Origin of the sequence: uncultured Campylobacter sp. (assembly GCF_938045535.1) — a bacterium.
Classification (GTDB): domain Bacteria; phylum Campylobacterota; class Campylobacteria; order Campylobacterales; family Campylobacteraceae; genus Campylobacter_B.
Genome location: NZ_CALIMQ010000224.1, coordinates 1 through 6,450, shown reverse-complemented (window position 1 = coordinate 6,450; position 6,450 = coordinate 1). Strand labels below are relative to the sequence as shown.

General features: G+C 43.0%; 6 protein-coding genes and 3 tRNA genes. 3 read left to right on the top strand and 6 right to left on the bottom strand.

The window, feature by feature from the left end; genetic code table 11:
• Positions 1–727: 727 nt before the first annotated feature.
• Complete coding sequence (locus Q0095_RS06965; RefSeq protein WP_297882623.1) at positions 728–1,546, top strand: ATP-binding protein; 819 nt, start codon at positions 728–730, stop codon at positions 1,544–1,546.
• A 461-nt stretch (positions 1,547–2,007) separates the two neighbouring features.
• Here Q0095_RS06965 and Q0095_RS06960 read toward each other — a convergent pair whose 3' ends face one another.
• From Q0095_RS06960 to Q0095_RS06935, 6 genes are all read right to left on the bottom strand, one after another.
• Positions 2,008–2,742, bottom strand: coding sequence for an arginyltransferase (locus Q0095_RS06960; protein WP_297882621.1), 735 nt, complete (start codon positions 2,740–2,742; stop codon positions 2,008–2,010).
• Positions 2,735–3,016, bottom strand: coding sequence for a hypothetical protein (locus Q0095_RS06955; RefSeq protein WP_297882619.1), 282 nt, complete (start codon positions 3,014–3,016; stop codon positions 2,735–2,737). Before Q0095_RS06955 ends, Q0095_RS06960 begins: the two co-directional genes overlap by 8 nt.
• A gap of 9 nt (positions 3,017–3,025) precedes the next feature.
• Complete coding sequence (locus Q0095_RS06950) at positions 3,026–4,459, bottom strand: acetyl-CoA carboxylase subunit A (protein ID WP_297882617.1); 1,434 nt, start codon at positions 4,457–4,459, stop codon at positions 3,026–3,028.
• 115 nt (positions 4,460–4,574) lie between these two features.
• Positions 4,575–4,661 (bottom strand) — tRNA-Leu (locus tag Q0095_RS06945).
• A gap of 8 nt (positions 4,662–4,669) precedes the next feature.
• A tRNA-Arg gene (locus tag Q0095_RS06940) sits at positions 4,670–4,746 on the bottom strand.
• A 60-nt stretch (positions 4,747–4,806) separates the two neighbouring features.
• Positions 4,807–4,883, bottom strand: a tRNA-Arg gene (locus tag Q0095_RS06935).
• 216 nt (positions 4,884–5,099) lie between these two features.
• Here Q0095_RS06935 and Q0095_RS06930 point away from each other — a divergent pair.
• On the top strand, positions 5,100–5,873 hold the full coding sequence (locus tag Q0095_RS06930) for a LamB/YcsF family protein (protein ID WP_297882614.1): 774 nt from the start codon (positions 5,100–5,102) through the stop codon (positions 5,871–5,873).
• A 19-nt stretch (positions 5,874–5,892) separates the two neighbouring features.
• Positions 5,893–6,450: divalent metal cation transporter (locus Q0095_RS06925; protein ID WP_297882612.1), on the top strand; the 558-nt coding region annotated here is incomplete at its 3' end.

The window sequence follows — 6,450 nt, the reverse complement described above, 5'->3', positions numbered from 1 at the left end:
TGAGTCCAGCGTTTAAAATTTAGCATATTAAATTTTTAAAGGCGCAGTAAGGATAGGATGGCGCGTTCTATTCAAAGTTTAAATTTCACGTATTAAATTTTTAAAGAGCATATAGACTCGTTTTAAAATTTTTAAATTTCAAAGGGCGTTTTGTACACTGTAAATTTTAAATAATTTTTTGCAGCAGGTTCTCTTTTCGCGACCGCAATTTACACCCGTGGTACATAAAATTTAAATCGCATTTTAATCACACTTTGTTTAAATTAAATCAAATTTTAAAGCGGAGGCGTCTTTAAACGTAACGCTTTCATCTGCGCATCAAAATCACGCCCACAATTTGCAAAAGAATATCCGCTCGTAAAATTAAAATTTTAAAGCAACTGCCTAAATAAATTACGTATGCGAAACTTGCGGTCCGCGCGATGTGGCTAAATTTTACAGCGTAATTCCGCGAGTGATGGCATAAACTAAAGCGCACACAAAACCTACTCGCTTCGGCTTCGACGCATCAAATTAAAAGCGACGCGCGAAGCAAGGCCTTCCGACCCGCTAGAATTTTGCCGATTAAGCCGCCTTGTTTAATTAAAATTACACTTTTATTTGCTCTGCGGGTTTAAATTTCGCTCATCTTAAAGCTCGCTGCGAATTTTAAAATTTTAACCCGGCACTCGTCGCTTCCCTTAAAATTTTAAAATTCTTAAAATTTTGGCGAGATCAAGGAGAGATTATGAAAAAAGTTCTACTTTCGTGCGCCTTGGCGGGTGCGCTTTTTGGCCTAGAGATCGACGAATTTAGCGCACCTAGTGGTTCACTTATTACCGATGACGCTTTTTATATCGCAAATCGCGGCAGTAGTGAAGATCCACAAGAGCGCGACGGCTTCATCAGCCGCATAGTAAAAAACTCGGGTGTCGTTGAGACAAATTTTATAGACGATCTGGTAAATCCGGGCGGAATGGCGCAGATCGCGGGCGTGCTCTACGTGTGCGATCTGGATGCGATCAGAGGCTTTAGCAAAGGTCAGGAGGTTTTTAATCTAAAAATCGAGGGAGCGCAGGCCTTAAACAACGTCGTAGCGCTCGGTAGCGAAGTTTTGCTCGCAAGCGATCCCGCGCGTGGGATGATCTGGCGCATCGACCTGCTCTCGCACACCGCGGATGAGTTTGCGCGCATCGATCCATCGCTAGGCAGCCCAAACGGACTTTTGGCTAAAGGCGATAAGCTTCTGATCACTACATTCGATCTTAGTGGAAAGGTCCTGGGGCGCGTGCTAAGCATGGATCTGAAATCTCGCGAAATTTCGATATTTGCCGATATGAAGGGGGTTTTCTACGGCATAGCGCGCGGAAAAAACGGCGAAATTTTAATTAGCGACTGGGGTGAGGACCTTTTAAGCGGTAAAATTTGGCGTATCGATGCAAACGGACAGATACGCAAAATAAACCTCGGCGCGATGCAAAGACCTGCAGACATCTCAAGCGACGGCAAGGTTTTATTGATCCCAAAAACGTTGGAAAACAAGGTGGAGCTGATAAATTTGCCCTAAATCAGCCGCTTTCTTTTCGCTCCGCCGCTTAAGCGGCGGCATCCGTACAGAACCGAAGCTAGTTGCTGAGGTGCCGAAACCAATCGCCCTTTTTCGCGCACACTCAAGAGCCAAGTACGCCCAAAAGTCGCGTGTGTCGTCTTGCAATATGCAAATGCCGAGCCTGCCGTAAAATTTGCAAATCCATCTGCTCCACTTTTAAATTTCCTCGCCTTAAATTTCATCACCGCGGATATTTTTGCAGGTCGAGCGGTGCTAAATTTCAGCGCGAGATTTGACGCCGAGGCGCGTTTTTACATACCGCGTCGTATCTGCGCGCGACCGAATTCTACGCGGCAGCACGATCTCTACCGCGCGACGTATTTATAGACTGCGGGGGCGAGCGGAGCTTATCCTTTCACGCACCGTACCGCACAGCGCGTATGTCTGTCTAGCTGCTTCGGGGCGTCCGCGCGTAGAACCTATTTCTCTGTGCGCCCCTCCCAGACGGCGGGGGCGTCAAGCTCTACGTATGAATCTAAAATTTCATACGGCTCGTAGCTAAATTTATACGCCAGGCTCGGGCACTGCTCAACCGCATAGCCCAAATAAATCCAGCGTAGCCCCAGATCTTGGGCGAACTCGATCTGTTTTAAAAGCGAAAATTTACCCAGACTTAGATGCGGCAGATACGGATCGTAGTAGCAATACACCGAGCTGATGCCGTCATCCACGATATCGATGAGATCGACGCAGATAAGCCGCCCATCCTCGCCGTAGTAAGAAATTTCTTTGCCGAAGTCGCCGTGGCCTTGGACGTAAATTTCGTCATATCGCTCAAAATCGATCTCCTGCACAGGCCAGCCCTTTTTTAGATGCATGTAGTCGTGATAAAGTGCGAAAAGCTCCAAACGCGCATCGTTTAAAAGCGGGCGAGATTGCCATACATAGGCGGTCGTGCGATTATTTTTATAGACGCGGCGGTGCGATCTGCTAAATTTAAAATTTGAAGCATCGACACGCAAGCTTTTACACTCCACGCAGGCTGCGCAAACGGGCTTTTGAAAATACCTGCCGAAGCGGCGGTAGCCGTGCTGCACTAAATTTGAATTATACTCGAAGTCGCAGTCTTTTATGTAGAGATACTCGCTGCGTGCGGCTCTGCCGCCTAGATAGGGGCAGGCAAAATCCAGCGTACAAAATGGAATTTCAGTCATTCAGCTTTTTGATATTCGCCGCGTCCACGTATTTTAAAAACTCGTCTTTGAGGCGCTTTTCGCGTGCGGCGATGCTCTCTTTGGCTGCGTCGAATTCCTCTGCGTCGCCGTCTAGACCGCTTTCGCTTTGCAGACTCGAATCATCATCTCTGAAAATATCTTTAAACTCGTCGCGATTTGGATTAGGTTTTTTGGGCTTTTTGGGCGCGGAACTTGCCGCCTTGTCCTTAAGCATATCCTTTTTTATATCTTTCAGGCTCTCTAAAAAATCCATAACTCTTTCCTAAATCCGCGCAGATTTGCGCATCGCAGCGATGATAGCGGCGATTGCTTCGTTTTTATTCGGCTGCATATCGTCGATGGTATTTTCTAAAATTTTGTCTAAATTTTTCTCTACGTAGCTCGTGTCGAAAAAGCCGAGTCGAAATTCGCGCGATTTGCTGATGCTGAGCAAAAACGGAATGATCGTGCGCACCCCCTCGATACGAAATTCCTTCAGCGCGCGCTCTAGCTTATTAACGGCCAGGTCGTAGTCGGTGGTTTTGATGATGAGCTTGGCTAGAAGCGAGTCGTAAAACGGCGGAATTTTATAACCTTTGTAGATGTGGCTATCGACGCGCACGGAAGGACCGAGTGCTGGATAATAATCGCTAACGGTGCCGGGAACGGGGGTGAAATTTTTCCAGACGTTTTCGGAAGTGATTCTAGCTTCGATCGCGTAGCCGTGCGGCTTGATATCGCTTTGCTCGAGCTCTAAAATTTCGCCGTTTGCGATGCGGATCTGGCGTACGACGAGATCGACGCCCGTGACCTCCTCGGTGATGCCGTGCTCGACCTGGATACGGGTATTCATCTCCATAAAATAGAAGTTGTTGTAATCATCAAGCAAAAATTCCACCGTGCCGACGTTGGTATAATTCACCGCCTTCGCCGCAGCTACTGCGGTCGTACCCATCGTCTTTCGCAGATGCTCGCTTATAGAGGGGCACGGCGCAATCTCAATGATCTTTTGGTGGCGGCGCTGGATCGAACAATCGCGCTCGCAAAGGTGGATGATGTTGCCGTAATTATCGCCGATGATCTGAAACTCGATGTGGCGCGGCTTGACGACGAGTTTTTCCATGAAAATTTCATCGTTGTTAAAAAAGGTCTTCGCCTCCCTCGTGCACGAGTCGTAGGCACTCTGCATATCCTTCTCCTCCCACACCTCGCGGATACCGCGTCCGCCGCCGCCGCCGCTAGCCTTTAAAATCACGGGATAGCCGATCTCGCGCGCATATCTTTTGATCGTATCCATGCTCTCGTGATTGAGCTTTTCGGTGCCGGGCACGATCGGAATGCCGTTTTTGCGCATCAGGTAGCGAGCGATGTTTTTATTGCCCATTTTGCGGATAACATCGGGTTTTGGACCGATGAAAATAATGCCCGCGTCTTCGACCTCTCTTGCAAAGTCGTAATTCTCGCTCAAAAAGCCGTATCCAGGATGTATCGCATCGGCACCGCACTCTTTGGCGACTTCGACGATCTTTTTGGCGTCCAGATAGCCTTTTAGCGCGTCCGCGCTTACTTCGTAGGCCTCATCGGCGATTTTTACGTGCAAGCAATCAACGTCGGGTTTGGTGTAGATCGCGACGCTTTTAATATGCAGATCTCTGCAGGCTCTAATGATGCGAACCGCGATCTCGCCGCGATTAGCGATAAGAATTTTACGTATCATAAATAATTGCCTCTTTTAAAGAAATACCGCGGTAATAATAGTATAAAAAATTTTATAGCAAGTTGAAATTTACAAAAGGCAGTTGAAATTACGGATAAAATTTAAAGAAGATTTATGGTGCCCGAGGTCGGAATCGAACCGACACGAGGTCGCCCTCGCCAGATTTTGAGTCTGGTGCGTCTACCAATTCCACCACTCAGGCATTTTATCTGGCGCACCTGGCAGGAGTCGAACCCACAACCCTCTGATCCGTAGTCAGATGCTCTATCCAATTGAGCCACAGATGCATAATAATACTTAATTAGAATATCATATTATTTTTTTTATGTCAATTAATTTTTAAAAAATGGCACACCCAGTAGGACTTGAACCCACAACCCTCTGATCCGAAGTCAGATGCTCTATCCAATTGAGCTATGAGTGCACATATAGTTTTAGATTAACATATATTTTTTTATCTGTCAATTACAACTTTACAAAAGTTAATTATATTATTATTTTAAAATCTAACATTTTTAACATATAATGTAATCTATCAATAATTTATTGACAATCTAAAATAAAAAAAGTATTATATCACATATAAGAAACTATATTAGAAGTTTATTACCCAATTTTTTTTACAAAAGGAGGAAAAATTATGAAATTTTTTGTGGATCTAAATTCTGACATTGGTGAAGGCTATGGAGCTTACAAACTTGGAATGGATGAAGAAATTATGAAATGTGTTACTAGTGTAAACTGTGCTTGTGGTTGGCATGCTGGTGACCCTTTGATTATGGACAAAACAATTAAAATTGCAAAAGAAAATAATGTTGCTGTTGGTGCTCACCCTGGATATCCAGACTTGTTAGGTTTTGGTAGACGGAAAATGGTAGTAACTCCTGAAGAAGCTAGAGCATATATGTTATATCAACTTGGTGCTTTAAATGCTTTTGCAAAAGCTAATGGAACTAAACTTCAACATATGAAATTACATGGTGCTTTCTATAATATGGCAGCTGTTGAAAAAGATTTAGCAGATGCAGTTTTAGATGGAATAGAACAATTTGATAAAGATATAATAGTTATGACTTTAAGTGGAAGTTATATGGCAAAAGAAGGAAAAAGAAGAGGATTAAAGGTAGCAGAAGAAGTTTTTGCAGACAGAGGATATAATCCTGATGGAACTCTTGTTAATAGAAGTTTACCTGGTGCTTTTGTAAAAGACCCTGATGAAGCTATTGCTAGAGTTATAAAAATGGTAAAAACTAAAAAAGTTACTGCTGTAAATGGAGAAGAAATTGATATAGCTGCTGATTCTATCTGTGTCCATGGGGATAATCCCAAAGCTATTGAATTTGTAGATAGAATAAGAAAATCATTAATTGCAGATGGAATAGAAGTGAAATCATTATATGAATTTATAAAATAAAATAAGATGAGGTGTTAAGATGGAGAAAAAAAATAATTTATCTGTTCTTTTGGGAGCAGCATTTTTAATGGCAACTTCGGCAATAGGACCTGGATTTATGACTCAAACAGCAGTTTTTACAAAAGATATGGGAGCAACATTCGCTTTTGTAATATTGGTTTCAGTTATAATGTCTTTTGTAGCTCAATTAAATGTATGGAGAGTTCTTGCTGTTTCTAAAATGAGAGGACAAGATATTGCAAATAGTGTTCTACCTGGACTTGGTTATTTTATAACATTTTTAGTTTGTTTAGGTGGTTTAGCATTTAACATAGGTAATGTTGGAGGAGCTGCCTTAGGTTTTCAAGTTTTATTTGATTTAGATTTAAAAATTGCTGCTCTTGTAAGTGGAGCATTAGGAGTAATTATATTCTCTTTTAAATCTGCTTCAAAACTTATGGATAAATTAACTCAAGTATTAGGTGCTATGATGATTTTGCTTATAGGATATGTTGCTTTCTCAACTAATCCACCTGTTGGAACTGCTATAAAAGAAACTTTTGTACCTAGTTCTATAAATTTAATAGCTATTATTACT